The organism is Paraburkholderia sp. MM5384-R2 (assembly GCF_014201025.1).
In the GTDB taxonomy this organism is placed as follows: Bacteria; Pseudomonadota; Gammaproteobacteria; order Burkholderiales; family Burkholderiaceae; genus Paraburkholderia; species Paraburkholderia tuberum.
On record NZ_JACHDI010000019.1, the window covers coordinates 151,800 to 178,572 of the forward strand.

Below are 26,773 nucleotides of genomic sequence, written 5' to 3' on the forward strand. Positions count from 1 at the left end.
GAATCGTCATGGGAAACGATATGCGAGGCACTCCGCCGGCTGAATCGCGGGACACGCCGCAGCCATCGACACTGCTCGATCGCAGCGACGTCCGGGTCAAGCACGCGACCGGCGTCGGGGGCACGGTTTCCGCGTTTGTCGAACGGGTGAAGTCGGGCGATCTGGGATCGCTGCCGGTCATCGCGGGCCTGATCATCATCTGGACCGTCTTCACCAGCCTGAATCCCGTGTTTCTGTCGGCCAGCAATCTGGTGAACCTGCTGTTCGACTGCTCGACGGTCGGGGTGATCTCGCTCGGCATTGTGTGCGTGCTGATGGTGGGCCAGATCGACCTGTCGGTCGGTTCGATGAGCGGGTTCGCGTCGGCGCTTGTCGGGTTGCTCTGGGTCAACCATGGGTGGCCGGTGTTGCTCGCGATCATCGCGGCCATCGTTGTCGGCGCGGTAGTGGGTGCCGTGTATGCGTTGCTGCTGAACCGGCTCGGGATGCCGAGCTTTGTCGCGACGCTGGCTGGTCTGCTCGCGATACTCGGCATGCAGCTTTACGTGCTCGGTGCGGCTGGTTCGATCAATTTGCCTTACGGTTCGGCGATGGTGAACCTGGGGCAATTGATCGTCATCCCCACGATCGTGTCGCATCTGCTCGCACTGGTGCCGGGCGTCGTCATGCTGGTGGTCGGACTGCGCACGCGCCAGCGCCGCCATGCGTCGAGGCTCTCTGCGCAGTCGATCGGCAGCCTGCTCGTCCGATGCATTGCGATCACCGTGTTGCTGGAGGTCGTGGTGACCTACCTGAATCAGGGGCGTGGCGTGCCGTTGATGTTCGGCATCTTTCTCGGCCTCGCGATCGCGATGGACTACGCGCTGACGAGAACGCGCTGGGGCCGCTCGATGAGCGCCGTCGGCGGTAATCACGAAGCTGCGCGGCGAGCCGGCATCAACGTCAACGCGATCTACACCAGCGCGTTCGTGCTGTGCGCAAGTCTCGCCGCGCTAGGCGGCGTACTGACGGCGGCGCGTCTCGCATCGGCGAGCCAGCAGGCCGGCACCGGCGACGTGAATCTGAACGCGATCGCCGCGGCCGTGATCGGCGGCACCAGTCTGTTCGGCGGACGAGGTAGTGCGTATTCGGCAGTGCTCGGCATCATTGTGATCCAGTCGATTGCCAGCGGTCTGACGCTGCTGAACCTGTCGTCGTCGCTGCGCTTCATGATCACCGGCGCGGTGCTGGCGATCGCGGTGATTGTCGATTCGCTCGCCCGGCAATCCCGCGTCTCGCACGGACGCGCGTGATTTCAGCGCTATCGCTGACGTTTTGCAGGGGACCGGAGCGCGCGCCAGGATGCTGACTGCGATAGACCGTAAAGAATTTGCATGGACAAGGGCAGTGCGCTAATGCGCTAACTCGCTCGGCACACGAGAGGAGCACATGACTGAATCGGTGAAAGGAAAGGTTGCCGCCATCACGGGCGCGGCATCGGGTATCGGCCTCGCGTGTGCGCGCGCGCTGATCGGGGCGGGCGCGAAGGTCGTGCTGGTGGACCGCGCGAAGGACCGGCTCGAACAACTCTGTGGTGAACTGGGTCCGAACGCGTTGCCGCTGGTCGTGGATCTGCTCAAGCCGTCGGAGGTGTCGGCGATGCTGCCCGAGATCGTCGACCTGGCTGGCGGCCTCGATATCTTTCACGCGAATGCCGGTGCGTATATCGGCGGCGAGATCGTCGACGGCAATCCGGACGAATGGGACCGGATGTTGAATCTGAACATCAATGCCGCGTTCCGGTCGGTGCATGCCGTGCTGCCGCACATGATCGCGCAGAAATCCGGCGACATTCTTTTCACCAGTTCGATTGCCGGGATGGTGCCGGTCGTCTGGGAGCCGATCTACACGGCGTCGAAGTTCGCAGTGCAGGCCTTCGTTCACACGACGCGCCGCCAGGTCGCCAGACATGGCGTGCGTGTCGGCGCGGTGCTGCCGGGACCGGTGGTCACCGCGTTGCTCGACGACTGGCCGAAGGCGAAGATGGACGAGGCACTGGCGTCGGGCAGCCTGATGCAACCCGACGAGGTCGCCGAAGCCGTGCTCTTCATGCTGACGAGATCGCGCAACGTGACGATTCGCGATCTCGTGATCCTTCCAAATAGCGTCGATCTTTGAACGGGTAACAAACACGGACTGGATGCAGCCCGTTATAGAACGAACCGAAACGAATCCGATATGACAGGCAGCAAGCCATGACACCGGCAAATCCAGCCTCCGGCGCGAATCCCGGCCCGCGCTATGTGATCGGCGTGGACGTGGGCACCGGCAGCGCCCGGGCCGGGATTTTCGATCCCAAAGGGCGGATGAGGGCCTCGGCCAAGCGCGACATCAGCCTTTATCAGTCGAGCGGCTCGATCGTCGAGCAGTCGAGCGGCGAGATATGGAACGCCGTCTGCGATGCCGTGCAGCACGCGCTATCGGAGGCGGCGGTCTCGCCCGACCTGATCGCGGGCGTCGGCTTCGACGCGACCTGCTCGCTGGTCGTGCTGGGCGAGGGCGGGCAGCCGTTGCCGGTGGGTCCTACGGAGAAGGCCGATCGCGACATCATCGTCTGGATGGACCATCGCGCCGTGCAGCAGGCCGATCGCATCAACGCCACGAATCACGCGGTGCTGAAATTCGTCGGCGGCAAGATTTCCCCGGAGATGGAAACGCCGAAGCTGCTGTGGCTGCTCGAGCACCGCCAGCGTGTGTTCGAGGCAGCGTGGCAGTTCTTCGATCTGACCGACTTCCTCACCTGGCGCGCGACCGGCGATCTGTCCAGATCGACCTGCACGGTCACCTGCAAATGGACCTACCTCGCGCACGAGCACCGTTGGGATGAGACCTATTTTCGCACGGTAGGCCTCGGCGTGCTCGCGGACGAGGCGTTTGCCCGAATCGGACAAAGCGTCGTCGATGCGGGTACGCCGCTAGGAAACGGGCTGACCGAACGCGCCGCCGCAGAACTCGGACTGCACCCTGGCACGCCGGTGGCGGCGGGGGTGATTGATGCACATGCGGGTGGGATCGGCACGGTCGGCGCCGACGGCGAGCCGGAGTCCTGCCTCGCGTATGTCTTCGGCACCTCATCGTGCACGATGACTACGACCCAATCGCCGGTGTTTGTTCCCGGCGTCTGGGGACCGTATTTTTCAGCGATGGTGCCGGAGGTCTGGCTGAACGAAGGCGGCCAATCGGTGGCCGGCGCGGCGATCGACCGGCTCGTCTCAATGCATCCTGCGGCCCCGGACGCCAAAACTCGCGCAGAACACGCGGGCCAATCCGTGCCAGTCATGCTGGCGGGTCTCGCGGTGCAGGCGTCGCATGATCTGTCGGACGCGGTGTTGCTGGCCAGGGGCTTGCATGTCGTCCCGGAATTTTTGGGCAATCGCGCGCCGCTGGCCGATCCACACGCAAGAGCGGTGATCGCAGGGCTCGGTATGGAAGTCGACCTGCAGAGCCTGGTCGCGCTCTATGTCGCGGGTATTTGCAGCATCGGATACGGGCTTCGCCAGATCATCGAAACTCAGGCGGCGGCCGGTGCGCCGATCGAGCGCGTAATAGTCAGCGGCGGCGCAGGGCGACTTGATCTTGTCCGGCAATCGCTCGCGGACGCAACGGGTAAGACCATGCTCGCGACGGAGGCAGAAGAACCGGTGCTGCTGGGCGCCGCGATGCTGGGCAGTGTGGCCGGTAACCTCTTCGACGATGTGCGCTCAGCGATGGTCGGCATGTCGCGGATTAGCAAGACTTACGTGCCGGCTGGCGGCGACATCGCGGCGCTGCACGACGCGCGGTTTCGCGCGTTCATGAAGTTGCAGAGCGTGGCCAGAGAAATCCGGTGATCATGCGGCGAAGATGGCGCGTTGATCGGCATTGCCGATGCGTCGTGCGAAGCGCTGTTGGTCACCCGACCGGCCGACCATTGTCAGCTGACGACCCCACCAGCCGCTGATAGCTTGAGGGGCCAACGACCGCTGTGGCCGATCAGCGAGCATTGGACGACATCGCGGCTACGGGAATTGATAGGCCATTGCAGACGCTCAGCTACCGACCCTCAGCGGGCGGCTGCACGGTACTAACCGGCCGTTCGCCCGAGCCGGCTCCGGAGCGACGACTCTCACATCGGCGAACGCATACTTATGACCCACAGCCGCCCTTCGACCCCACCTGAACTCAACGGCCGCTCGCAAGGTGCTACGGCCACTTAAATAACACGTGGGGTCGGTCGTCAGATCGTTGGCTGGAGCGGACGTTCGGCGCCGTGCCTGCGCGAGCAGTGGCAACGCCTATACTCAAAGTCATGCCACCCTTCGATCGGCTCCGGAGCACCGACGCTGCACGATGACGGCCGGCGCAAGCGCACGGGGGTGGCAACATAGGCGCCAGGGTGGTAAACCGCAATCGCGCCAGCCTCGTTTTAGAGTTTCGGACACGCTTTCACAAAGGAGTGTCACCATGATGCAAGCCAGCGAAATCCAGAAGCGTTTCACGCATCTACAGCAATCCATCGAACAGGCTTCGCAAACCTGTCATGCCGACTCCACCCTCCCCAAGGACCTCATCGAGTGCGTTGATGAGCTAGATCAACAATCCGCGTCGGCAAAGAAAGTGATGGCTTCGAACGATCAGGATCGCATGCGCCAATGGGTGGACGATCTTGAGCGGATCGGCGACAGCGCGGAAAAAGCGTGCAAACGCGCTGCGAATGTCAATGCCAGGATCAGGAAAGCAGTCAGTTCGGTTCACGCCGAACTGAGCGATCTAAAGAAACAGCTACATTAATCTCATTCACGTCATGTGAGCGGTCGCCGCGTGCGTGAGCGACCTGCGGCGGGGACATTCACGCTGATCGGCCCCGCCGCCAATATTTCACGCAGTTCTTCCCCGCGTCGAACACGATGCCGATCGCGACGTTTGGCTGGTGCGAGCAGGAATGCCTTACTTGCGTATAGGCTTTCGAAGCCTGATGCCCTCCGGTGGCGCCACAAGGAATGAACGTCCGTGCTCCAATGGCCGTGCCGCAGTCTCAGCTTCCACACTACCGCCGTCGACGGGCGCTGAACGACCCGCATCAGCCGGTCATGGGGTTGCGATACTGCGATACCATCGGCCGCTTCCTGGGGCTTCAGACATCCGCCGCGCTTCACGAACAAGGTATCGTCGGCAACGCGCGAACACCTTTCTAGCGATGCGGGGCTATGCCAGCCAACGGTCGCGGAGCTTGCGCAAAATCCGTGCCGTGTCGAGCGTGCATCGTCCCGAGGCGATACGTGTCACAAATAATCAATGCGGTGGAATAATGCCGCGCCGTGGGCGTTTGTAGATTAGGCGTCGCGTGCAAGACCGCGAAGCCGCGAAACGGAATCGTCGGCCGCGCACAGCGCTTGCGTCCCCGTTTTGCAGGGGGTTTGTCTGTCCTTTTTGTAAAAGTTCACCGGCGTCGCGGCACTTGCCGCGAGCGATCCGCGACTCGCCGGCTCAACGCGTGGCCGCGCGACAAGTCAGTCGCGTTGGCCGTGCAGGAGAGTTCTACATGAAAGTATCAAGACTGCTATCGGCCGTATTCGTGATCATCGCGCTAGGAGTCGCATCGTTGTCGTTGGCCGCGTGCCAGTCCACGGGCGACACGAGCTCGTCGGGCAGCAGCAGCGGCACCAGCAGCAGCAGCGGCTATTGATGCGCGCTCGCGCGGCCGTCAGCGCCGCGTGAACTTCGAAGCGGAAGTGATATCGCGGCTCCCGCAGCCACGGCGCTATGCGCGTGCGCTGACGGGCGACTCAGTCCGGGCTGACCATCTGGTTCACGATACGGCCGAGCGGGCGCTCGCGCGCTGGAAAGGCTTTTGGCCCAACTGCAATCTGCGTGCGTGGCTGCTGACGATCCCTGCGACACATTGTCTGACAGGCTCGTGAGGAAAATGCCGACATCTTCTTCTGGGACGAATCTGGCTTTCGGGCCGCTTCTTGAGTAGAGCAGCCGGTTGAATGACCATCTAAGCGCAAGGGCGAACGACCGTAGGTGGCCGAAGACGCCCCGAGCCGCACTGGACCTTCAGACGCCTCGCACAGGCAAGCGCGATGTGTACTGGCGACAGAACACAGACGCTCTCCTGCAGCGTCAGTCATAGGTGAAGGCCCGCTGATCTCCACGTGCCCGATCGTCGCCGCCTTTCGTCACACGCCTTCAACGAGAACGGCGCGATAGCGCGCGCCCTTGAACCGGTGCTGCGCGATCTCCTGATACGCCGGGCTGTCGTACCACGCGCGCGCCGCCGCCGTCGACGGAAACTCCACGATCACGACGCCCTCTGGCGCGTCGCCCTCAAGGATCTGCTGAGGTCCGTAGGCAGCGAGAATCTTGACGGGATGACCTCTAAAGGTCTCGCCCACCTTGCTTTGATAGGTGTCGAGGCTCACCCTGATCCTGCGTGCTTTCCTTTGTGGAGACGATATAAGTCGCCATGGCGTACGCTCCTGCGGTGGTGTGAAGGTGCACTTGATGATGCCATGGAACCGCATCTGGACATCGATACGCAGCATCGGCACAAATGTCGACTCGTCGCGTCGGCGAGAGAACCCCCTGATGCTCGCAAACAACCATTCGCGAGGCGATCAAGAGAGGGAAGCCAATCTCCCTCCGCGCGTCGGACGCATATCGACCCACAAGCGCCATTAAGCTTGAGCCAATGGATGGCGGCTTTCGGCACAACATGGGACCTGGCAGTCGACGCCGGGTTTGTCGATCGAGCCTATCCGCGCATGCCTCCGGTCGCAATCACGACGTTAGCCTGGATGCTCCAGACAGGCGACTGGTGACGCCTGAGGCGCTGCAGCAACTGCCCATGAAATGTGGAAGCGCCTCGACAGGGACGTACACTTTATGCGGGAAGGATGTTGCACTTCAGATTTCGGGTGCCTACTGTTGTCAGGCGAGCTGAGTTGTCGTTTACCCTCGTGAACGACCGTGCGACAAGGTGGCGGACCGTGCGTCTGAAAATCTTCAAGCGCCTTTAATGACGGGGCGCACGCCTACATGCGTGCAGGTGGCCGCCCACCGTTCGAATGCAATCGTAAGAAAAAAGTTAATTCCCACATATTGATCGCGCGGATGGGGACACATTAAGATGACCTCCCGGGCGCGCAGTCGGCATCCGGTTAGCGTGAATCTTGCGTAAAGTCACATTTCGCGAGACGCGGTCACGGTCGTCACGCGAGATCGGTTGAGCTTTCCAGCAAATTGACACCTATCAACAGGAGACAAAGATGCTTAGTCCTCATGAGTTCGCAACCTTGATGCTGGTCAAGGACGCTCCCGGTCAACTCGGGCTGGATCGTTCAGATCTGGATATTTTGCTCGAACACCAACTCGTCGCATTGGAAACCCTCCCATCCGGCCAGCAACGCCCCCATATAACCAGCGACGGCGTTTCCGTACTCAAGGCTGTCACGCGGTTCGGCTGATGACATTCGTCAGCGGATCATTGTCCGCCCCATAAAACGCAGCACTCGCGTCCGCCGGGCAAGCAATGCAGTTCCTTATCATTGGGATAAGTGAATCAAGAACGCAATTAGGACTACTATTAATCATCCTGGCGCGTGCGATGCGCAGTTCGCATTGCACACGTGCTTTCCCGCCAGTCCATCCACACGACCGCAGCGCGCCCCCATTGCCATCCGGTTGAACGGAAAGGTGCCGGGTCGACTTCCCTGGAGTTTCGCAATGAATCTATTGACCCCGGAACAATTTGTAACAGCACAGAAGGCTAACCTCGACGCCGCTTACGGCCTGGCCAGCAATGTTGTGGCGGGGATGGAAAGGCTGGCCGAACTGAATCTGAAAACGATCCGGTCGACGCTGGCGGAAACTCAGGAGAACGCGCTGAAAGCGTGCTCCACTAAGGAACCGCAAGAGTGGCTCGCGCTGCAAACCACTTTCGCTGCACCGACGGCAGAAAAAGTGCAGTCGTACGGCCGTCAGCTGTTCGAGATCGTGTCGGCCACCCAGTCCGAATTCACACAGCTCGCGCAGACGCAATATGAAGCGTACAACCGCCGGACGCAAACGCTCGTCGAAGAGGTCGCCAAAAGCGCGCCTGCGGGTTCCGAAGCCGCCATTGCAGCGTGGAAGTCGGCGATCACCGCCACCAGTACGCTGGTCGAGACCCTGCAGAAAACCAGTCAGCAAGCGGTGCAGGTCGCCGAAAGCAACCTTGACGCCGTCGCGACGGCTGCATCGAAGACTGCCCGGCGCACTGCCGAGCGGTAATTGTCCAGGCGGCCCGGACGCCTGCATCGGCCAGTTGCGTCACACAAGGGAACCCTGTTGATGTTGGCGCATCTGGATGGTCATCGGGCGAGCATCGCTGTTCTGTATGAGCGAGGATCGCCCTCCCTTTACCGGAGACAAGTGAGATGATGAAACAGGTTGCCTTGGTCACGGGCGGAATGGGCGGACTCGGTGAAGCGATCAGCATCAAACTGCACGACGCTGGCTATACCGTCGTGGTCACCTGCTCGCCGCGGAATACCGGCGCGGACCGGTGGCTGGCCCGGATGGAAGCCGACGGGCGGCGATTCGGGGCGTATGGGGTCGACGTCGCCGACTACGACTCGTGCCAGCGATGCGCGGAGCAGATCCACGCCGAGGTCGGTCCGGTCGACATCCTGATCAATAACGCCGGCATCACACGGGATGCGGGCTTTAAAAAGCTGGACAAGATCAATTGGGATGCAGTGATCCGCACCAACCTCGACTCGGTGTTCAACATGACGAAGCCGTGGTGCGACAGCATGGTTGAACGGGGCTGGGGCCGCATCATCAACGTGGCGTCGATCATTGGCCGCAAGGGCGGTTTCGGTCAGACGAACTATGCGGCCGCCAAAGCCGGCATGCATGGCTTCACGAAGTCACTGGCGCTCGAAGTGGCGAAGAAAGGTGTCACCGTCAACACGATCTCGCCCGGCTATATCGCCACGAAGATGGTCACGGCGGTGCCCCAGGACATTCTGGACAGCAAGATCATTCCGCAGATTCCGGTCGGCCGCCTCGGGCAGCCCGAGGAAGTGGCCGCGCTTGTTCTGTACCTGTGCTCGCGTGAGGCGGCTTTCGTGACCGGAGCCAACATCGCGATCAATGGCGGCCAGCACCTGCAGTGAAACAACCAGGCTTGCAGCCGGTTCGCTGCACAACAGGGATGGCGATGGAAGCCTGCGGCCCGGATGGACGGGTTCCGGTGGATCGCCTGAGTCGGTAACGGCAACCGCGCAGGAGAGCGAAATGAGCGACTCGTGGGTAGGCATTGTGATGGGCTCGATTGTGCTGATGATCGCATCAGTGCTCGTGGCCGGCCACTATCGGCGCGAGCACCGTCGACGACAGCTCCTTCGGAACCTGGACCACCACGACTGGTGCCGCTGGACCCGGACCCGACATTGACAATGTGGCGAGCGATGAAGCGAGAAGGTGAGCCTTCTGGGCGAGGTGGCTATGTCTTGGCACGACCATGCGCAGCAGGAATTGGATCATATCGAGGCCGTGATTTCCCAGTTGGAACACCTAGGTGTCAGCCACCGGACAGAACATTCAAGTGCCGTGATGCACGTGGAATATTGGCGAACGCGCATTCGCACGGTACTGGCGCTTCCTGATGTGCCTCGTCGCGTTGTGGAACAGGGTTCGGCACTACTGGCAAGACTGGATCGGCTTCACCCTGCGCCGCGTGATACCACCATGCATGACCGAAAGTAAGCGGTACCCCAACCCACCGCCGACGTTGCCTTCGTCCAACGTTCAATCATCGCGATGAAGTACGTTTCACGGGGCAAGCGTGTCGTCTACGACCCGCTGTCTGGCGCTGAACCCTGCCATGAGCGTCTCGGCTTCCGTCGCGAAGGGCCGATGATTGTCTGCTATCAGGCGTATCGGCGCAACCGTCGGTCGACTAGCGCCAATCATTTTGATCTGCACGACGGTGATAAAACCACGCGGTGGCAGCAATGTAACGTTGCCAGACGCTTTCCACACTGGTTCAAGCTCCACCGCGATCTCGAAGCCCCTGTACGTATAGATTCTTTTCATCTGTCTATTTGAATTGCGACCCCGCTGTCTCGCACTCTACGAGATCAATTCTTCGACGTGCGGGTCCCTTCTCCCTTCCGTAACGGAGGGTTCGCGGAAAGTGTTGAGCAATTTTTTCAGGGGCCGCCATATTGACCTTTCTTTCAAAGTCGGGGCTGGTGGGCCGCACGGATGACATTATGCCCTCAATACCGCTACGGCAAATGATCGACGTCACTGGCGAGCGTTGTCGAGGCATCGCCGCGTCGAAGGGCCGCTCGCCCCTCATGAGTTGACGTTCGCGAACAGATCGTGACGGGCCGTTCCTGGCCGGTAGTACGCGTTCACACAAGTCGCCGGAAAGCCGCCGTTCAGGATTCCAACGTCGGCTCTTTAGAACGCTCATCGAACAGGTCCTATCGGCCACAAGCAGCCGGTCGAGGTCACCATCCAATCTGAATAACGAAGGGCTCGTTCGCCCTTGCTCAATGGCCGGTCTCCGGCGAGCGAATTACCGGTGGCACTGCCCCAACCCGGCCAATTTCTGCCGTTGGGTAAGCGCGTTTGGCGGTCCGTTCTTGTCCAGGGAGCGGACGATGGCACAAAAACACTGCAACTTCGCCCGTTTTAATATGACATGTACGCCTCTAGCCGGTTCAGCTGCTCCGCTCCTGTAGCAGTGCCACCATGCGTTGGGCAAGCGGAGAGAGGTAAGCCCCGGTCCGGAACACTACGCCAATACGTCGACGCAAGTCGAGTTCGTCCATGTCGAGATTGAGCGCGCGCAGCCCCTCGAGACTCTCGAACGATTCGGTGCCTGCTATGCAGAGCATCGTCGTGCCGCGCAGCAGATGTAGTAGCGAGGTGCTACCGAAATCGGTTTCCACGCGAAGCTTCGGCGGCCCGAGCCCCTGCCGCTCGAAGGCCGCGTCGACCTGCTGCCGCAGCAGAATGTTCGGTCCGGGCAGCAACCATTCCTGACCTGCCAGATCCGCTAGCCGTAGATTGCGCTTGCGATGTAGTGCATGCGCCTCATCGGCTAGCACAGAGAGCGAGTCGCGAAAGAGCTCGACGAAGGTCACGTCGCCTACGCTGCGAGTCGGCTCGGGCGCCACGACCAGATCGAGTTCGCCCGCCATGAGGAGGTCGACCAGATCGCGCGCGAGCCGGCGCCGCAGTCGCAGACGCGCGGCCGGGCGTTCGTTCAACAACTGCCGGCACGCGCCCAGTACCAGCGCGTTTGGCACCGTTGGCGAATAACCGATGCGAAGCACGCCCTGTTCGCCGCTCCGGATCGCATGCATTTCCTTCAGCGCGTCTTCGTATTCGAGCGCAATGCGCTGCGCACGTACGATGAACAGCGCCCCTGCCTGGGTCGGCACGATACCGCTGGCCGTGCGCTCGAACAGTCCCAGGCCAACCTGCGCCTCCACGCGTTGAATCGCCTTGGTCAAAGCCGGCTGGCTCATGCCTAGTGCCTCGGCGGCACGGCCAATGCCCCCGTGCTTCTCGACGGCAAGCAGATATTCTAGGTCCCGTGTCTCCATTGTCATTCCTAACGGCTATGACTTTATAGCCAACGCGTCATTGTGGTGATCCCCTGCATCTTACAGACTAAGAGCCAGATCGATAACGGGAGACACCGATTGGGCTTTGCTTATTTTCTGCGCCGCGCCGCGCGTTATTGGGGCGACACCGTAGCGGTCATGCATCGCGAGCGCGAGCTGACGTACCGCCAACTCGACGAACGCTCAAGCCGGCTCGCGAATGCATTACTCGGTCTTGGACTGACGAAAGGCGACCGGGTCGCGGTTCAGGCCCGCAACTGCACGGAACTGGTGGAGATCGAATGCGCGCTTTATAAGGCGGGGCTCGTCAAGGCCGCGTTGAATCCGCGCTTCACGGCGCACGAAGCCGCCGACGTGGTCGAGAATTGCGCACCGCGCGTGATGATCGCGGGAGCGGGATACACGACTTACGATCGCAGCTCGCCAGGTTTCGGTTCAGTCGAAACATTCATTTCTCTTGGCGAAGCGGCGAACGGCTATGCCGACTACGAAACACTGATTTCGCGGGCCAGCGCGAACCTGCCCGATGTCACGCTGTCGTCCGACGACCTCGCCGTGCTGCACTTCTCGTCCGGTTCGACCGGCAAGATCAAAGCGGCTATGCAGACCTACGGCAATCGCCTCGCGTCGCTGCGCAAAATCCTGTTGGGCATGGACCGTCCCGCGAAACCCGGCGACCGCCTGGCGCTCATCGGACCAGTCACGCACGCGTCGGGCATGTTGATGCAGCCGTACCTCTATTCGGGCGCCACACTCGTGCTGTTCGACACGTTCGAGCCAGCGCACTTTCTTTCGGAAATCGAACGACTGCGCATTACGCACGTGTTCATGGTGCCCGCGATGATCAACATGCTGCTCAACGACGCTGCGCTGGACACCGCCAATCTCAAGAGCCTGAAGATGCTCGGCTACGGCGCCGCGCCAATGGCGCCCGCGCGCATCGAGGAAGCATGGACGCGGATTGGGCCGGTGCTGTCGCAAGGTTACGGCGCGAGCGAGTCGACCTCGGGCGTCACGCGCCTGAGCATCGCCGATCATGCCGACGCAATCGCGTACCGTCCCGAAAGGCTGGCATCGTGCGGCCGGCCGGCCGGCGAGACTGAAGTCCTGGTGGTTGACGAACACGGCTGCGAGGTCATGGGCGATGCGATCGGTGAGGTCATCATTCGCGGCGCCGATGTGTTCCAAGGCTACTGGGGCGAGCCGGAACTCACGCGCGAAGTGCTCGTGGACGGCTGGCTGCGCACCGGCGATCTCGCGCGCCTCGACGAAGCGGGCTTTATCTACCTCGTCGATCGCCAGAAAGACATGATCATTTCCGGCGGCTTCAACGTGTATCCCACCGAAATCGAAGCCTCGCTGTATCAGCATTCCGATGTGATGGAAGTATGCGTGGTCGGCGTGCCCGACGAGAAGTGGGGCGAAAGTGTCAAGGCAGTCGTCGTGCTGAAGTCCGGACGCAATACGTCTGCCGAAGAAATCATCGCGCATTGCCGCGCCCGCCTTGCTGACTACAAGCTCCCTCGCACGGTGAGCTTCGTCGCCGATCTGCCCAAGAACGCGAGCGGCAAGGTCGCCCGCAAGCTGGTTCGCGAGCAGTACTGGCAAGGCATCTCGCGTCGTGTCAACTGAAGGGGACAACCATGTTCGATCACCTGAGCAATCCGGTATTCGTTGAAACGCGTGAGGGCATTCGCCGTTTCATCGCGGAAGAATTGTTGCCGCTGGAGCAGGAACTCGGCATCGGCAGCGAAGACATCTGGCCGCGCGACACGCTACGCCGTGTCTGGCGCCGCTCCGCGCAGCTCGGCTTCTACGCGGCATGTCTGCCCGTCAAGCTCGGCGGCCGGGGGCTGTCGATCATTGAACAGTGCGCACTCAAGGCAGATCTGGCCGCCTCCGGATCCGCGCTCGCGCCTCACGTGCTCGGCGACCTGGGCGGTCCGCCGCGCGTCGGCAATATGCTCAAGTACGCGACGCCGGATCAGCTCGTGCGCTATTTCGAACCGGTGGTCCGTGGGGAGAAATCGACCTGCTTCGCGCTGACCGAACCCCACTCGGGCTCGGATGCGCAGAGCATCACCACCTCGGCCGTGGTGGACGGCGACGACCTCGTGATCAACGGCGTCAAGCACTACATCAGCGGCGCGCCGTTTGCCGATTTCGCGATTGTCATGTGCGTAACCGATGCCAGCACCACGCCACCTGCCATTACCGCGGTGCTCGTCGATCTCGACCGGCCCGGCGTGACGGTCGAACAGCAATATGTGCCGATGTCTGGACAGCACATCGACGCGGACATCCGCTTCGTCGACGTGCGCGTGCCTCGCGCAAACGTGTTCGGCGGAGAGGGCAATGGCTTCAAGCTCGGCATGTCGCGTATCAACGTGAACCGCCTGCTGCATTGCCCGACGATGCTCGGCCTCGCCACGGCGGCCTACGAAGCGTCGCTCGACTATGCGCGTACGCGCCGGCAGTTCGGCGGCCCGATCGCGCGCTTTCAGGCAATCCAGCACATGCTCGCCGACATGGCCGCCGCGCTGTGGGCATGCGAAAGCATGATCGCGCAGACAGCAGCGCTCGCGGACGCCGGTGCCGATCTGCGGATGAAGGCCGCGGCCTGCAAGCTGTTCGTGTCGGAGCGTTGCTTCGAAGTCGCGGACAAGGCCGTGCAGATTCACGGCAACGTCGGCGTGACGCGCCATCACCCGATCGAGCAGACGTTCCGGAAACTGCGAATGTTCCGCATCTTCACGGGCACGAGCGAGATCCAGCGCAATACAATCGCCCGCGTCATTCTCGACCCGGCCGGCTCGCCGGCATAAAAGAAGAATGCAGCACGCACACGGCTGCCGCATACCTTGAAGAGGTACCGATGAAACCGGAATGGTCCTGCCTGAACGGCGTCAAGATTGTCGATTTGAGTCAACTGCTGCCCGGGCCACACGCCACGTCGATGCTAATGCATCTGGGGGCGGACGTGGTCAAGGTCGAGCCGCCCGGCACCGGCGATCCGGCGCGCCAACTCGGACGCGAGATATTCGCCCAGGTCAACCGGGGCAAACGGTCCATCGCGCTCGACTTGAAAAGTTCCGCGGGACAGGCTGCGATGCTCGAACTGGTGCGTGACGCGGATGCGGTGGTCGAAGGTTTCCGGCCAGGCATCATGAAACGGCTTGGACTCGACTATTCGACGCTCGCCGAAGTGAATCCGCGCATCGTGATGTGTTCGATTTCCGGATTCGGGCAGACCGGCCCGTACGCGGCCCGGCCTGGCCACGATCTCAATTACTTGGCGCTCGGCGGTTTCTGGTCGATTCCGGTTCAGGTCGACGACCGGGTCACGCGCCCACGTGTGCGGCTTGCGGACTACGCCGCGTCGAGTCACGCCGCGCTCGCGCTGGCGGTTGCTGTTATGAGCGCGCGTCAGAACGGTCGCGGCCAGCATCTTGACGTATCGATTCACGACTGTGTGTTGGCGTGGACTGCATCGGCCGCGTGGACCTCGCGGGAGTATGCGGACCGCCCGCTGGCATCGCCCAACGTCATGCCCGAGAACGATCTTTTCGCGACGCGAGACGGCCGGCATCTTGCGTTGGGGATTCTGGAGAACAAGTTCTGGTTGAACCTGTGCGAAGCGCTCGGGGCCGACTATCCCGCGTTGACTGACGATCGCTTCGCGTCGCGCCTCGGCAGGCGGCAGTTCAAGCGCGAGGTCAACTCGCTGCTCACGCAGATGTTCTTGCAGCGCACACTTGCCGAATGGCTCGACATGCTCGCGTCTTTCGATCTGCCGGTGTCGCCGCTGCTCGATGCGCATGAGCTGTTTGACGATCCGCACGTGCGTGAACGCGGCATGGTCCGTGAACTCGCTAACGGCGCAACCATGTCGGTGCGCTTTCCCGTGAAGTTTTCAGCAGGCCTGCCCGACGGCGATGACGCCGTTCCATCGCTCGGCGAGCACTACAGCTGAGGCAGCTTACTAGCGAGGACGCAAAAGACGTCCCCACCATAACGGAGACAAACCGAATGACAAGTGAACACAACCGGTACCGGCCGGCACGGGCGTGGTTTATCGCGATCATGCTTGCGCTGATGATGCTGGTGAACTTTCTGGACAAGGTCGTTCTCGGCCTCGTATCCATCCCGATGATGCGCGAGCTTCACCTCTCACCCACGCAGTTCGGGCTGATTGGCGGGAGCCTCAACTGGTTGTTTTCGATTTCCGCTGTGCTGGGCGGCCTCGCGGCGAATCGTGCTTCGACAAAATGGCTGTTGCTGCTGATGGCTGGCTCATGGGCCCTGCTGCAATTGCCGATGCTGGTCGCCAGTTCGATCTGGAGCATCATCGCGTGCCGTGTGCTGCTCGGCGCCGGCGAAGGACCGACCTCGCCGGTTGCGGTGCATGCGCTTTACAAGTGGTTTCCGGACGCAAGGCGCAACCTGCCTGTCGCCGTGCTGCATCAGGGGAGCGCGCTCGGTCTGCTGGTCGCCGGGCTGAGCATTCCGGCCATCACCGCACACTGGGGCTGGCGGGCAAACTTTCTCGTGCTTTCCGCGCTGGGCTGCCTCTGGTGCATCGCGTGGCTTGTGTTCGGCGCAGAAGGTCGTTTGTCGAGCCCCGTGCGTTCGGGTCGCACGGCGCGCGTCCCGTACGCTCTGCTGCTGACCGATCGGACCGTACTGGGCGTTTTTGCCGGGCACTTCGCCGCCAACTGGATTCTTGCCATGACACTCACCTGGACGCCAACCTGGCTGCAACTGGGAATGGGTTATGAACCGCATGTCGCGGGCAGAATGTTTGCGTTATTCGTCGCCATTACGGCGCCCCTTAGCCTCGGGCTTGCCTGGCTGTCGCAGCGCCTGTTGGCGAACGGGGTGCCGTCGAAAGTCGGGCGCGGCGGCTTACTAGCCGTGACGCTGATCGTGGCGGGCGCACTGATCGCGTTGCTTGCGTGGCCAGGCGTCTCGCCCATGGTGAAGTTCGTCCTGCTGACGCTCGGCAGTGGCATGACGCTTGCCATGTATTCGATCGGGCCTGCCATGTTGGGCGAAGTCACCCCCGATTCGCAACGGGGCGGCGTCCTCGCATTGAGCAACGGATTTTCATCGCTCGCCGGACTCGCCGCGCCGATCGTCACCGGGCTGCTGATCGACGGCGCCGGCCGGTCCACCGCGCGCGGCTTCGAGCAGGCGTGCGTCGCCTGCGGCGTGGTACTGCTGGGATGTGGCCTGCTTTGCGCATTCTGCCTCGATCCGCAGCGTTCGCAACGGCGCCTCGCCGGTGGCGTGCCCGGCGCCCCGGCGCCGCATAGCGTCGCCGATCCTGGCTGAAACACTGCGCATCACCGTCTTTGAGGGCGTTCCGCGACATGTCTGGACGGACGCCATAAATTAGTTATCCATAATAATACCAATAGAAATCAAAGGAGACGTATGAAGAAGGTTCTTGGTGCGACGCTGATAAGCCTGCTCTCGGAAGTGGCCTGTGCGCAGTCAAGCGTGACGTTGTATGGCAATGTCGGCGGCGGTCTTCGCTGGACGAACGGCGCCAAGGGCGGTAGCGTGGTCGGTTACAACAACAATATCATTGCCGGCAACCAGTTCGGTTTCACTGGCAAAGAAGAGCTGGGTGGCGGCCTGAAGGCCATCTTCAAGCTGGAGGGCGCGTTCAACAGCGGTACCGGCGCGGTGAAGACCTCGGGCACCTTGTTTTCGCAGGCTGCGTTCGTCGGTTTGACTGGCAATTTTGGCCGCCTGACCTTTGGCCGGCAACTGAACGCAAACGAAGACCTTGGCATTCTCATCGATCCGGCGGGTGGGCGCGGACAGTCCATTGCGATCGAACCAGGCGTGGTATATAGCGCTAACTATTTCACACTGGACTCGCGTTTCAATAACACTGTCAAATATATCGGACAGGTAGGCGGCTTTCGCCTGGCCGCGAGCTATTCTCCCGGCGGCGTCGCAGGCAATTCCCGCGCGGCGACGAACTTCTCGGGCGCGGCCTTGTATCAGTGGGGGCCGGCGCTCGGCGGCGTGTCGTATCAAAAGACGTGGAACGCGACGGCAACACAATGGGCGCAGACGTTCCAGACTGGCGGTACGCTCCAGATCGGACCAGCGCGCCTTTACCTGAACTATGCCGATCTCACCGTTACTGGCGCTAAGCCCACTGCACCCCGGCGTCGCGACAGAATTCCGGGCGGTGGAGTCGTCTGGTCGGTCACGCCAGCGTTACAGTTCACGGCGGCTTTCATTGATGATATTGCCAGTAATCTTGGCAATGTCGCGTCGGCCAGCGGCCATAAGGTCACAACGTTTGCAATTGCCGAGTATTTTCTGTCGAAGCAGACCGAACTCTACGCGGAGTTCGATCGGAACGGATTTTCGGGCGCCTATCGTTACGATCCCGCCAACATCACGGCACTCGGCCTGAATCCCGGTGGCCATACGATGACCGGCGTATCACTCGGTCTCATGACACGTTTCTAGAAGGGAGGTGCCAGCCTACGCCTGGCCGATCCCACCCATTCACTTTCTTGAAGAAATCGCATGACGATCCGTATTCGAATTCCCCGTGCTCTGCTCATGGCTGCGCTTATCGGCGCGTCCGCCGGCGCATTTGCCCAGTCCGGGGCCGCATCCGCGGGCGGCGCCACCACCGCCTCTGACGCGACGTCCGTCAAGGCAACGAAGGCCGCGGACAGGAAGCTCGCCCGCCGGGTATCGACTGCACTAGCTCGCACTCGAGGGCTCAACGCCGCACGCATCTTCGTGAAGGCACAAAGCGGCCACGTCACGCTTTCCGGCTCGGTGTCGGATAACGAGCAGATTCCACTGGCCGTCGAAGCGGCAAAGCAGGTCGTCGGCGTCTCAAGCGTGGAGAATTTTATCCACCTGTCCGGGCCATCTCTGTAATGCCTGCCTTCCGGGAAAAAACATGAAAAACACTCGAAATCGTGACCTCACCACTGGCCCTGTCGCGACCGCCGTGGCGCTTGTCATTGGCGCACTGCTGCCGCTGGCCACGCATGCTCAGGAGGTCGGGGTGTCTCGCGACCCCGTCGAACTCGGCATCATGCAGGGCTTTCCTCCGCCTGCGGACAAGCTTGTGACCAAGGCCAACTCGCTGCGCTACCCGAACCTTGCCTGGGCGCTCCGCAATACCCGTCTGATGACCCCTACTGCAAATGTCGAGCACGCGCACACGCCGTTGCCACTACCTGCCGGTGCCGCGCTCGACCCCGACAAGGTGCAGTTCACTGTCGACGGAACGACGCTAACCCTGACCGATTATCTGCGACGCACCTATACCGACGGTTTCATCGTCGTTCACGACGGCAAGGTGGTGCTTGAGCGCTACTTCAATTCCTTTACGCCCCGGCAGACGCACGCGTGGGCATCGATGACGAAATCCGTGACTGGGCTCGTCGCCGCGCAACTGATCGACGAAGGCCGACTGGACCCACAAGCGACACTCTCGACGTACGTTCCCGAACTGGCGGGCACGCCGTTCGGCGACGCGACGATCCAGCAAAATCTGGATATGGAGGTGCCGGTCAGCTACCCGGCCGATCTTCCACCGGATCTGGGACTCTTCGGCGCAGTGGGCATCACTCCGCGCCGCAGCGGCGCCCCGGACAGCATCTACGACTTCCTGAAAGTGGCACGCCCCACGCCCGGCGCCACGGCGGGAAACGTGTGGTTCTACCAGAATGGCTCGCCCGAAGCTGTCGCATGGGCGATACGGCGCGTATCTGGGCTGTCGTGGAGCGAACTGGTCTCCCGCACGATGTGGCAGAAGATCGCCGAAGACGACGGCGACGTCGTGGTCGATCGTTTAGGTACCGAGATGGCAAGCGGTGGCTTCAACACGACGCTTCGCGACGCCGCACGTTTCGGTGAGTTAGTGCGGTTGGGCGAAGCGGGACGGACGACTTTGCTCCCGGCTTCTACCGCTCACATCACATTGAGGCCTGCGGATAACGCCGGTGCCTTCGCGAAGGGCAATCTTGCGTCCGGCCGCCCGGGCTACTCATATCGGGACTACTGGTATCAGGTGAACGATGGGCACGGCTCGTTCGCGGCCGGCGGCCGGTTCGGGCAATCGATCCTGGTCGATCCGAAGACGAAGCTCACCATCGTCAAGTTCTCGTCATCGCCTGATCAGGCCGCGCGACCGACCAGTGCAGCAGCGGGGCGCTCGATCCCACGAGCGTCGCTCGATACTGCCGCTGCGCTTAACCAGGTCGCACGCGCCATCAGTGCCGCGATCAGATAACGCATTGCAGTGCGAGCGGGGAGCGGTGGCGCGACGCGCCGCCCGGTTATCGGTCGAGCGACGTCGCGGCCGCGCCGAGACACAATGTGCCGGCCGACGTAATGGTTAGGTGCGACCGTACGGGCTGTTTAAGTGCTAATCGCCCAGCGGACAGCTAGCCTTCGTCTGCGACCGTCCGATTTGTGGGTGCTCAGGGGACATTCGCCGTCAGGGTGCGACGGGCGGCTCCGGGTCGGGCTGCGTCAGTCCGCTCTTCAAACTCATCGCTGGAAAGCGGCCAGAGGAATTCCGCTGCCCGGAAGCGGCCAGTCGGCAGTGCGTACTCCCGACCCTGAGCAGCCGTTGAGACGGACCGTCGCGTATGGCCGTTGTTTGGCTTGAGCGGCCGCTCCCCTCGCACTGCGTGCTTCAGTAGCAAACGGTCGCCTTTGGCGGCGACATCAGGTTTTAGGTCAGAAACTGCACGGTACGATCGTCTATGAGTCACAGGATGGTGTTCGCGCTGTGCCCTCGTTCAAAAGTGTCGCGAACAAACCGTTTGGACGCACCGGATTAGCCCATCGGCCCACTGTTCAGCAGCCGTTCAAGCGGTTCGGGCAGGCCCCGGTTCGGCTTAACGGGCGGCTGGGTGAAACTGCCTTTCGTCGCTTTTTTCGGGCTCAGCCGGATAAGGCCCTCAAGCTGGGTGATCGCACTCGACACGCCATCGACCACCGGCACCGGCAGTTCGCTACTTATCTCACGTGCGAGCCCTGCTAAAGGAGCGCCGGCGATGATGATGACGTCGGCCCCGTCATCGTCGACTACCTGGTTGCACAGCACCTTTAGTCTCGCTGCGTACTCCTGCTGCACGCTGCCGATATCGCGCAATGGTTCGTCGAGCGCGCGGATGCTGGCGAGCCGGCTCGCCAGATGACTGCGTTCGACAGTCTCGCGGTACCACGCCTTGATTCTCGGCGAGATCGCGATGATCGAAAAGCGCTGCCCGAGCGTCGCCGCGGTCATGAGCGACGACTCGGTCAGTCCGACCACTGGCACGTCGATTACCTCCTTGATGCCCTGCAAACCCGGATCGCCGAACGCGGCGACCACGACACCATCGTAGGTACCATGGCGCTCGGCCGCGACGCACGCGGTGGCGTACGCGCCGACCAGCGCTTCGAAGCGAGTCTCAATGTACGCCACGCCGAACGGCGCGGTCGCGACCGCGATTTCGGTGCCGGGCGAAGCGCTGCGTTGGGCCTCTGCCTGAATTAGCGTCGAGACGCTTTCGGAGATGTTGGGATTGATGACCAGGATCTTCATACTTTTCCCAATATCAGAGGTCGACGTACTGCGGTTTACCAGCAGCGAGAAACCGGCCCCGGCCCGCCTCCGGCTCGAGATAGCGGCCGCCTTCCACCAGCAGTTCGCCGCGCGACAGGCAGTACTTCGGCCAACCTTGAACGGTACGTCCCTCGTACGGGGTGTAGTCCACGTTGTGATGGAGCGCGTCGTTCGCGATGACCACTTGCCGGAGCGGGTCCCATAGAACGATGTCGGCGTCCGCGCCAACCGCGATCGTCCCCTTGCGCGGATAAAGGCCATACAGTTTCGCAGGATTCAGCGAGGTCAGTTCGACGAACTTGTGCAGCGACAGCTTGCCGTTGTTCACGCCATCGAACAGCAGCGCCAGCCGGGTCTCGATGCCGGGGATGCCGTTCGGGATGTGCTCGAACGACACCTCTTCACCGCCTGGCTTTTTGCCTTGCGGATCGTCGAATGAGAACGGCGCATGATCGGACGAGAACACGCTGAATACGCCACGCTTGAGCGCGCTCCACACCGCTTTCTGGCTAGACATATCGCGCGGCGGCGGACTGCAGACGCACTTGGCGCCATGATAGCCGTCATCATGGCCGAGGTCTTCCTCGGTCAGATACAGGTACTGCGGACAGGTCTCGGCGTAGATGTTGAGACCGCGTTGCTGCGCCCATTCGATCTGCTCGATCGCATCCTGGCCCGACACATGGACGATCAGGATCGGCACGTCGACGAGTTCTGAAAAGGCAATCGCGCGGTGCGTGGCCTCTCGTTCGACCACTGCCGGCCGCGATAAGGCGTGATATTTTGGCGCGTGATTGCCGGCTTCAGTGAGCTTGTCGGTCAGCCACGCGATGCAGTCCGAGTTCTCGGCATGCACCATCACGAGTGCCTGGTTGCGGCGTGCAACATCCATCACTTCGAGGATCTCGCGGTCGCTGAGCTTAAGGTCGTCGTAAGTCATGTAGATCTTGAACGATGTGTAACCGGCCGCGATCAGTTCTGGCAACTCGCGTTCAAGCACCTCCGGCGTCGGATCGGAGACGATCAGATGGAATGCGTAGTCGGTGACTGCGCGACCGTCGGCGCGGCGATGGTAGTCGGCCACTGCGGCTTTGAGCGATTGCCCCTTTGCCTGCGCGGCGAACGGGATCACCGTCGTTGTGCCGCCGCACACGGCGGCGCGTGTGCCGCTCAGGAAGTCATCGGCCATCTTCAACCCGTCCGGCATGGGTTGATCCAGATGGCAGTGCGCGTCGATACCGCCTGGCAATGCCAGCAGGCCAGCGGCGTCGAGCTCGCGCCTGCCGGCGTCGAGATCCCGGCCCAGCGCGACGATGATGCCGTCCTTCACGCCGATATCGCAGTTGAAGCGCTCGGACGCGGTGACCACGTCGGCGTTGCGGATTACGAGGTCGTATACAGTTGTCATGACTGGTCCTTCACTCAACTTCGGAAAACAGGCGGCCCCAGCTCGCGAGCCGGCTCGTGTCGTAGCCGGCAAGCTTCAGCGACTTCCACACCACGGTGGAGATCGTGTCGTAGAGCGGGATGCCGTGATGCTGCTCCACCTCCGAGGCCAGATGGGCGGCATGCAGGTTGGTGCAGAAGGTGACGATCGCTTCCGGGCGCTGCATTGCGACCGCGCGAATTTGCGCGCGTAGCGTCTCTTCGGTCACTTCGGAAAACTGGAAATTCACTTTCAGGCCGAGATGGTTTTCAGAAGAGCAGTCGATGCCGTTGTCGCGGTAGTTGGCGACGATCTTCTGCTGCACCTCCTTGAGGTACGGAGTCACCAGACCGAATTTCTTCACACCGGTCGCCGCCAGGATTTCGTTCAATGCAAGCACCGATGTGGTGGCGCGGATACCCGTCGCCTCTTCGATCTCACGGCACAGTTGGTGGTCGGACTCGAAACCGAGCCAGCCGGATGAAGTGCCATTCCATGCGATCACATCGACGTTGGCGTCGGCCAGTAGCCGCGCGGCCTGAATGATATTGTTCGTATCGAACTGCCCGAGTGCCCGATCGGACAGCGAGATTTCGGTGACTCTGAAACGCGAGAAATGGGCACTGACACCGGTCAATTGGGCCACCATCGCGCTCGTGATCGGCTCGAGCGCGGTATTGGATGATGGGGTAAGCATGCCGAGCTTGACGCGTTTGCTCATGATGAAATCAACAATCCGTTGGTAAAGGTAATGAGCGACTGGCTCAGACGGGCAGCTTGCGTTCGTAGTCAATGAGCGTCGAACAGACAAGGAGTCCCACGCCAGCGGCAGCGAAAAACATCAGCGCCAGGAAATAAGATCCAGTGATTTGCACGATCAGGCCCACGATGATCGGAACGAGGACCCCACCGATATTTCCGCCGAGGTTCATGAAACCGCCGAGAAAGCCGACCTTGTTGCGGGTACCGAGTATGGAAGGCAGACACCAGTAGAGACCGCACCAGCGCAGGAAGAACAACGTGGAGGCGAGCAACACCACCACCGTCACCGGGTTGCCGACGTAAGCGACCGAGAAGATCGACACAGTGGCTGCCACGGCGGCGATACCGAACAGCGTACGCATTACGCGATTCGGCGAACCGCCCGCCGCCTTCCACTTGTCGGCGATCCATCCACCGATCAGTTCACCGACGAAGCCGCTGAAGAAAATTGCGAAACTGGCGCCGCCCATCTGCTGGATGTTGAAGCCGTGAACCTTGTTCAGATAGTTCGGCATCCAGGTGAGCAAGCCATAAAACACCGAGTTGAAACACATCCAGCCGAAGAACATGCCCCACACCGAGCGGTAGCGGAAAAAGTCCAAACTGCGGCCGCTGGCATGAACCGGCTCGTTGCGGTGCTCTTCTTGCAGCGCCGCTTCGAGATAGTCGGCTTCGCCCTCATTGACGGCTGGATGCTCGCGCGGGTTGTTACGGATGTAGTACCAGGCCAACAGACCGGCCAGCATGGTGCCCGCACCCGCCACCACGAAGGACGTGCGCCACGATCCGAATTCGCTGATCAAGCCGGAGATGATCACCGCACCGAGTGCCGCTCCGAGGGGCGCGCCACCGTCGAGCAGCGTCGCGCCGCGGCCACGTTCGTGCCGCGTCATCCACATCGCGTTGAGCTTGCCGCCTGCGGGGTAGATCGGTGCTTCCGCGGCGCCAAGGCCGAGACGGGTGAGGATCAGCGCGGTGGCCGTCGTGCAGGTGGCGGCAATTCCCTGAAAAAAGCCCCAAAACAACGTGGCGCACGCGATCACGATGCGTGGCTTGAATCGGTCAGCCAGCATGCCGCCCGGAATCTGCATCAACGCATAGGTCCAGAAGAACGAGCTGAGAATGAGTCCCTGCATGGCAGGGGCGATATGAAACTCCGTGGCGATGAGGGGCATGGCCACGGACAGCGAGGCCCGGTCCACATAGTTGATCGAAATCAGCATCAACATGATCAAAAAGATTCGCCAGCGCACGCCGGTCCGGGCCTCGGTCCGCACAGCCGCATTTACGGTTCGCATGATCTATGTCTCCTCCATTCGCCTGATTGGCTTCGGTTTCATGTCCGTGACCGTTCCCGGCCCGGTGCGCTGTGTGCGCCAACGCAGTATATGATGTCTAATTATGAATTACAAGCGCCGTAACACCTTGATTTTACGCGTTTTTTATTTTTGTGGATAGTCTGATGAAGGTGTAAGACAATTAAGCAAAAACGGAAGACAGGAACGGAACCAGGCGACATGGACATGAAGTCACTACCGGCTGAAGCTCGCAGGCGGATCAGCCTCCGCGGCACGGGTATGTATGCGGCAATCGCGCAGCAACTGCGCGACATGATTCTCGAAGGGGAATTAGCGCCCGGCGCGCATATCGACGAGAAAGCGCTGTGCGAACAGTTCGACATCTCAAGGACGCCTCTGCGCGAGGCGCTCAAGACGCTGGTGACCGAAGGGCATGTGACCCATCGGCAGCACATGGGTTTTCGGGTCGCACCGATCAACAAGAATGAGATTGCGGCCATCTTCGAAGTGCTGCATGGCCTGGAGGAAACCGCCGGACGGCTGGCTGCCCAGCGCATTGACGACAAGCAATTGAAGGTCCTTTTGGAGCGCCATCGCACCATGGAGGCCTATCATCGCGAGGGCAAGCGCACGGCCTACTACCGCGCCAATCAAAAAGTGCATCAGCAGATCGTCGATGTCGCCGGCAACTCCGTGCTGTCCGATATGTACGCGGCGTTGATGAGCAAGATCCATCGAGCGCGAGGCGCGGCCAATGCAGATGTGCTCCGCTGGGCCGAGTCTCTTGGCGAACATAGTGAAATACTCGACGCGCTGGCGAAGCGCGATGGAGCATGCCTCGCCCGGTTACTGCGTGAACATTCGGAACACACGGCTGCGGAAGTGATGAAAGTGCTGGAGACCACGAGCGAGAACTAGGTAGTGAAGGTCTGCGAAACTCGCATTGGTCCTCGTCCATGATCCACATCAAACCATCGGCGATACCCGCGCAGGTATAGCGGCGCGCCGTGCCGACTCTGCTATAACGCGTTCGCGCCTTTTTTGCAGCGATGCACTTGCCTTGCGCGCACGACGCGTCAGTAATCCGGGCGGCTATATCGCCAAACCGTTTCCTGTACTGAAGTTGACCCAGAAAAACGGACATCTATCCTTTGGAGAAGGAGGTGCCGATTATGGGCAAGCATCGTACCCCGTACCCGGCGGAATTTCGGGCGCAAATGGTCGGGCTGGTGAAGGCCGGACGCAGGCCGGAGGAACTGGAAAAGGAGTTCGAGCCGACTGCACAGACCATCTACAACTGGGTGGCGCAGGCTGATCGCGACACAGGTGTGCGGCATGACGGTCTGACCACAGCCGAACGGCAGGAGCTCACACGGTTGCGTCGCGAAGTCCGGCAACTGAAGATGGAGCGCGACATACTCTCTCACGCGGCAGCCTGGTTCGCGAGGGAGACGGGATCCATTCCACCGAAGAGCGGTACGGATTCATGAAAGCGTATATGGACGCCTCCCATCTGCAAGGGATTTCAAGGGAGATGAACAAGACAGGGATGGGATGCAGCTGTATATCCGGCCTTGTTGCAGCATGAGTCTGCTGCGGGCCTGTATGGAAGCCGCGGACTCGCACCTCATTGAACCGGCGAGCTGGACGCTCCTGCTTTCATTCAGGTTTGGCGGGTCCCGGGTCCGACCTGTTTTGCCATCACACTCGATTTCCAGCGCAGTCTTTTGAAGGTCCTAAAAAATGGCAACCGCTTCATACAAGCGGCGTGCTCGGGTTTGGTTTCACACTGTTGAACGCGTTTTGATATGGCCGGTCGTGTGCCAGAACTGCCCAGATCGTGCGTGCCATCTTGTTGGCCAAGGCAGTCACTACAACATTGAACGGACGTCGCTGCCTGATTTGGTCGAGCCAAGGGTCAGAGTGTCTGCGGTTTTTGACGACGCTGCGCGCTCCATGAATCAGCAGGGTGCGTAAATAGGTATCGCCGCGCTTGCTGATTCCCAGCAGCTGGATCTTTCCGCCG

General features: G+C 61.4%; 25 protein-coding genes and 3 pseudogenes. 19 read left to right on the plus strand and 9 right to left on the minus strand.

What is annotated here, in order from left to right; all coding sequences use genetic code 11:
- The first annotated feature begins 8 nt into the window (after positions 1–8).
- The 6 genes and pseudogenes from HDG37_RS26675 to HDG37_RS26700 all read left to right on the plus strand — a co-directional run.
- Entirely contained in the window at positions 9–1,292 is a 1,284-nt protein-coding gene (locus HDG37_RS26675) for a sugar ABC transporter permease (protein ID WP_260335039.1), read from the plus strand.
- Positions 1,293–1,428: 136 nt separating this feature from the next.
- Positions 1,429–2,157 carry an SDR family oxidoreductase gene (locus HDG37_RS26680; protein WP_184052626.1) on the plus strand — a complete coding sequence of 243 codons (729 nt, stop codon included), beginning with the start codon at positions 1,429–1,431 and terminating at the stop codon, positions 2,155–2,157.
- A gap of 77 nt (positions 2,158–2,234) precedes the next feature.
- Positions 2,235–3,869, plus strand: a complete 1,635-nt coding sequence (locus HDG37_RS26685) for an FGGY-family carbohydrate kinase (RefSeq protein WP_184052628.1) — start codon at positions 2,235–2,237, stop codon at positions 3,867–3,869.
- A 613-nt stretch (positions 3,870–4,482) separates the two neighbouring features.
- Positions 4,483–4,809: a hypothetical protein gene (locus HDG37_RS26690; protein WP_090812427.1), complete on the plus strand. Its 327-nt coding sequence runs from the start codon at positions 4,483–4,485 to the stop codon at positions 4,807–4,809.
- A gap of 751 nt (positions 4,810–5,560) precedes the next feature.
- Positions 5,561–5,704, plus strand: a complete 144-nt coding sequence (locus HDG37_RS26695; RefSeq protein ID WP_184052630.1) for a hypothetical protein — start codon at positions 5,561–5,563, stop codon at positions 5,702–5,704.
- A 28-nt stretch (positions 5,705–5,732) separates the two neighbouring features.
- Positions 5,733–5,909: pseudogene (locus HDG37_RS26700) on the plus strand (sigma factor); the annotation flags it as partial.
- 291 nt (positions 5,910–6,200) lie between these two features.
- On the opposite strand, the pseudogene HDG37_RS26705 reads toward HDG37_RS26700, so the two are convergent.
- Positions 6,201–6,489: pseudogene (locus HDG37_RS26705) on the minus strand (DUF1330 domain-containing protein).
- Between the two features lie 800 nt (positions 6,490–7,289).
- Between HDG37_RS26705 and HDG37_RS26710 the strand changes: the two are divergent.
- The 3 genes from HDG37_RS26710 (at position 7,290) to phbB (ending at position 9,182) form a co-directional block, all read left to right on the plus strand.
- A complete protein-coding gene (locus HDG37_RS26710; protein ID WP_133664542.1) occupies positions 7,290–7,487 on the plus strand; it encodes a hypothetical protein in 198 nt (65 codons plus the stop codon).
- Positions 7,488–7,746: 259 nt separating this feature from the next.
- The gene (locus HDG37_RS26715) at positions 7,747–8,292 is read left to right on the plus strand and encodes a phasin family protein (RefSeq protein ID WP_184052632.1); all 546 of its coding nucleotides are present in this window, start codon (positions 7,747–7,749) and stop codon (positions 8,290–8,292) included.
- 146 nt (positions 8,293–8,438) lie between these two features.
- Entirely contained in the window at positions 8,439–9,182 is a 744-nt protein-coding gene (gene phbB / locus HDG37_RS26720; RefSeq protein WP_184052634.1) for an acetoacetyl-CoA reductase, read from the plus strand.
- 175 nt (positions 9,183–9,357) lie between these two features.
- On the opposite strand, the gene HDG37_RS26725 is transcribed toward phbB, so the two are convergent.
- The 3 genes from HDG37_RS26725 to HDG37_RS26735 all read right to left on the minus strand — a co-directional run bounded on the left by HDG37_RS26725 (position 9,358) and on the right by HDG37_RS26735 (position 11,630).
- Positions 9,358–9,552 (minus strand): hypothetical protein, encoded by a 195-nt coding sequence (locus HDG37_RS26725; protein ID WP_184052636.1) that lies wholly within the window; start codon positions 9,550–9,552, stop codon positions 9,358–9,360.
- 288 nt (positions 9,553–9,840) lie between these two features.
- Positions 9,841–10,104 (minus strand): hypothetical protein, encoded by a 264-nt coding sequence (locus HDG37_RS26730; protein WP_184052638.1) that lies wholly within the window; start codon positions 10,102–10,104, stop codon positions 9,841–9,843.
- A gap of 635 nt (positions 10,105–10,739) precedes the next feature.
- Entirely contained in the window at positions 10,740–11,630 is an 891-nt protein-coding gene (locus tag HDG37_RS26735; RefSeq protein WP_184052640.1) for a LysR family transcriptional regulator, read from the minus strand.
- 99 nt (positions 11,631–11,729) lie between these two features.
- On the opposite strand from HDG37_RS26735, the gene HDG37_RS26740 reads away from it, so the two are divergent.
- The 7 genes from HDG37_RS26740 (at position 11,730) to HDG37_RS26770 (ending at position 19,935) form a co-directional block, all read left to right on the plus strand.
- Positions 11,730–13,283: an AMP-binding protein gene (locus HDG37_RS26740; RefSeq protein ID WP_184052642.1), complete on the plus strand. Its 1,554-nt coding sequence runs from the start codon at positions 11,730–11,732 to the stop codon at positions 13,281–13,283.
- 11 nt (positions 13,284–13,294) lie between these two features.
- Positions 13,295–14,476 carry an acyl-CoA dehydrogenase family protein gene (locus HDG37_RS26745; RefSeq protein ID WP_184052644.1) on the plus strand — a complete coding sequence of 394 codons (1,182 nt, stop codon included), beginning with the start codon at positions 13,295–13,297 and terminating at the stop codon, positions 14,474–14,476.
- A 50-nt stretch (positions 14,477–14,526) separates the two neighbouring features.
- Positions 14,527–15,624, plus strand: a complete 1,098-nt coding sequence (locus HDG37_RS26750; protein ID WP_184052646.1) for a CaiB/BaiF CoA-transferase family protein — start codon at positions 14,527–14,529, stop codon at positions 15,622–15,624.
- Positions 15,625–15,680: 56 nt separating this feature from the next.
- Positions 15,681–16,985: an MFS transporter gene (locus tag HDG37_RS26755; protein ID WP_184052648.1), complete on the plus strand. Its 1,305-nt coding sequence runs from the start codon at positions 15,681–15,683 to the stop codon at positions 16,983–16,985.
- A 102-nt stretch (positions 16,986–17,087) separates the two neighbouring features.
- Positions 17,088–18,146, plus strand: coding sequence for a porin (locus HDG37_RS26760; RefSeq protein WP_184052650.1), 1,059 nt, complete (start codon positions 17,088–17,090; stop codon positions 18,144–18,146).
- A 60-nt stretch (positions 18,147–18,206) separates the two neighbouring features.
- On the plus strand, positions 18,207–18,572 hold the full coding sequence (locus HDG37_RS26765; protein WP_260335045.1) for a BON domain-containing protein: 366 nt from the start codon (positions 18,207–18,209) through the stop codon (positions 18,570–18,572).
- 22 nt (positions 18,573–18,594) lie between these two features.
- The gene (locus HDG37_RS26770) at positions 18,595–19,935 is read left to right on the plus strand and encodes a serine hydrolase (RefSeq protein ID WP_184052652.1); all 1,341 of its coding nucleotides are present in this window, start codon (positions 18,595–18,597) and stop codon (positions 19,933–19,935) included.
- Positions 19,936–20,487: 552 nt separating this feature from the next.
- Here the strand turns inward: HDG37_RS26770 and HDG37_RS26775 are convergent.
- Genes HDG37_RS26775 through HDG37_RS26790 form a run of 4 tightly spaced genes read right to left on the minus strand, consistent with a single transcriptional unit; the run spans position 20,488 to position 24,747 of the window.
- Positions 20,488–21,240 (minus strand): aspartate/glutamate racemase family protein, encoded by a 753-nt coding sequence (locus HDG37_RS26775; protein WP_184052654.1) that lies wholly within the window; start codon positions 21,238–21,240, stop codon positions 20,488–20,490.
- A gap of 13 nt (positions 21,241–21,253) precedes the next feature.
- Positions 21,254–22,669, minus strand: a complete 1,416-nt coding sequence (gene hydA, locus HDG37_RS26780) for a dihydropyrimidinase (RefSeq protein WP_184052656.1) — start codon at positions 22,667–22,669, stop codon at positions 21,254–21,256.
- Between the two features lie 10 nt (positions 22,670–22,679).
- Positions 22,680–23,408: an aspartate/glutamate racemase family protein gene (locus tag HDG37_RS26785; RefSeq protein WP_184052658.1), complete on the minus strand. Its 729-nt coding sequence runs from the start codon at positions 23,406–23,408 to the stop codon at positions 22,680–22,682.
- A gap of 43 nt (positions 23,409–23,451) precedes the next feature.
- Positions 23,452–24,747 (minus strand): MFS transporter, encoded by a 1,296-nt coding sequence (locus HDG37_RS26790; protein WP_184052660.1) that lies wholly within the window; start codon positions 24,745–24,747, stop codon positions 23,452–23,454.
- Here HDG37_RS26790 and HDG37_RS26795 point away from each other — a divergent pair.
- The 3 genes and pseudogenes from HDG37_RS26795 to HDG37_RS26805 all read left to right on the plus strand — a co-directional run.
- Complete coding sequence (locus HDG37_RS26795; protein ID WP_184052703.1) at positions 24,677–24,841, plus strand: hypothetical protein; 165 nt, start codon at positions 24,677–24,679, stop codon at positions 24,839–24,841. The two genes, HDG37_RS26790 and HDG37_RS26795, sit on opposite strands and share 71 nt — an antisense overlap.
- 125 nt (positions 24,842–24,966) lie before the next feature.
- Positions 24,967–25,665, plus strand: coding sequence for a GntR family transcriptional regulator (locus tag HDG37_RS26800; RefSeq protein ID WP_184052662.1), 699 nt, complete (start codon positions 24,967–24,969; stop codon positions 25,663–25,665).
- A 254-nt stretch (positions 25,666–25,919) separates the two neighbouring features.
- Positions 25,920–26,171 (plus strand): annotated as a pseudogene (locus HDG37_RS26805) (transposase); the annotation flags it as partial.
- Between the two features lie 331 nt (positions 26,172–26,502).
- Here HDG37_RS26805 and HDG37_RS26810 read toward each other — a convergent pair.
- Positions 26,503–26,773: transposase (locus HDG37_RS26810; protein ID WP_184052666.1), on the minus strand; the 271-nt coding region annotated here is incomplete at its 5' end.